The 1,897-nt window shown below is 49.1% G+C and carries 1 protein-coding gene; it reads left to right on the forward strand.

From position 1 onward, the window contains the following. Window positions 1–128: 128 nt before the first annotated feature. On the forward strand, window positions 129–1,802 hold the full coding sequence (gene groL / locus AC3A14_RS23310; RefSeq protein ID WP_318701359.1) for a chaperonin GroEL: 1,674 nt from the start codon (window positions 129–131) through the stop codon (window positions 1,800–1,802). Window positions 1,803–1,897: the final 95 nt, after the last annotated feature.

Genomic DNA, 1,897 nt, shown 5'->3' on the forward strand with positions numbered 1-1,897 from the left:
TACCATGTGTGGATATCCCTACCTCGAAACCTGACCTAAAACCTGATATATGTGGAAGAGGTTAGCACTCTAACTAAGAGAGTGCTAAATTGGCTGATGATATCACGTAAACCTAACCCTAAAGGTGTATGGCTAAAATCGTCTCATTTAAGGAAGAATCGCGCAAAGCCTTAGAAAAAGGTGTAAACGCCCTAGCGGATGCCGTCCGCATTACTCTTGGCCCTAAAGGTCGGAATGTGCTGTTAGAAAAGCAATTTGGTGCGCCCCAAATCATTAATGATGGGATCACCGTTGCTAAAGAAATTGAACTCGAAGATCCCCTAGAAAATACCGGAGCGCAACTGATCCGGGAAGTGGCTTCCAAAACCAAAGACACGGCGGGAGATGGAACCACCACCGCCACCGTTTTAGCTCAAGCCATGGTAAAGGAAGGGTTAAAAAATGTAGCTGCTGGTGCAAACCCCGTAGCGCTACGTCGGGGAATTGAAAAAACCATTGCCCACTTAGTCACAGAAATTCAAGCCATTGCCAAACCTGTAGAAGGAGAGGCGATCGCCCAAGTCGCCACCGTTTCTTCTGGCAATGACGAAGAAGTCGGGCAAATGATTGCCAAAGCCATGGAAGCGGTAACCAAAGATGGTGTGATCACCGTTGAAGAATCCAAATCCTTGCTCACGGAGCTAGAAGTGGTTGAAGGGATGGAAATCGATCGCGGTTATCTCTCTCCCTATTTCATCACCAACAGCGACCAAATGACGGTGGAATATGAGAATGCAAAACTCCTACTCACCGACAAAAAAATCAGCTCCATTCAAGACTTGGTTCCCGTTTTAGAAAAAATGGCTAGAGCCAGTCAACCCCTACTCATTATTGCCGAAGACATTGAAGGCGAAGCTCTAGCTACCCTAGTGGTGAATAAAGCTAGAGGTGTGCTGAATGCTGCTGCCGTTAAAGCCCCTGGATTTGGCGATCGCCGCAAACAAATGCTGCAAGATATCGCCGTATTAACCGGGGGTCAAGTCATTTCCGAAGAAGTTGGCTTAAGCCTCGATACCGTCGAGCTAGACATGCTCGGAACTGCCCGCAAAATCAGCATCGACAAAGACAGCACCGTCATCGTTGCCGAAAACAACACCCAAGCCGATGTCGAAAAGCGGATCGCCCAAATTCGTCGCCAACTCGACGAAACCGACTCCGACTACGATAAAGAAAAACTCCAAGAGCGGATCGCCAAACTCGCTGGTGGTGTTGCTGTAATCAAAGTTGGTGCAGCCACCGAAACCGAACTCAAAGACCGCAAACTCCGCATCGAAGACGCACTCAACGCGACCAAAGCCGCCGTTGATGAAGGCATTGTTCCCGGAGGCGGAACCACCTTAATTCACCTCTCCAACAAAGTTGAAGAACTCAAAGGACAATTAACCGCCGAAGAACAAATTGGTGCAGAGATCGTCGCTCGTGCCCTAGCTGCTCCCCTACGTCAAATCGCTGATAATGCTGGCGTTGAAGGTTCAGTCATCGTTGCCCATGTACGGACAACCGAATTTAATGTGGGCTACAATGCCGCCACGGGTGAATATGTAGACATGATTGCCGCTGGTATTATTGACCCCGCTAAAGTCGTTCGCTCTTCCGTGCAAAATGCAGGTTCCATTGCTGGAATGGTTTTAACCACTGAAGCGTTAGTGGTCGAAAAACCTGAACCCAAAGGTGCTGCTCCCGATATGGGCGGCATGGGCGGCATGGGCGGCATGGGTGGCATGGGTGGCATGGGTGGCATGGGTGGCATGGGTATGATGTAATTACCCATGGAAGGTTTTCCCATCCATTTCACCTAACTTTTGGCAGCTTGCTCGTAAGAACAAGCTGCTTTTAGTATACAGAGCTTCATCCTAGG

The organism is Roseofilum sp., assembly GCF_982964205.1.

Excerpts from the sequence above, each read along its gene's own strand:
- groL (WP_318701359.1), top strand. The coding sequence starts at position 129 with ATGGCTAAAATCGTCTCATTTAAGGAAGAATCGCGCAAAGCCTTAGAA.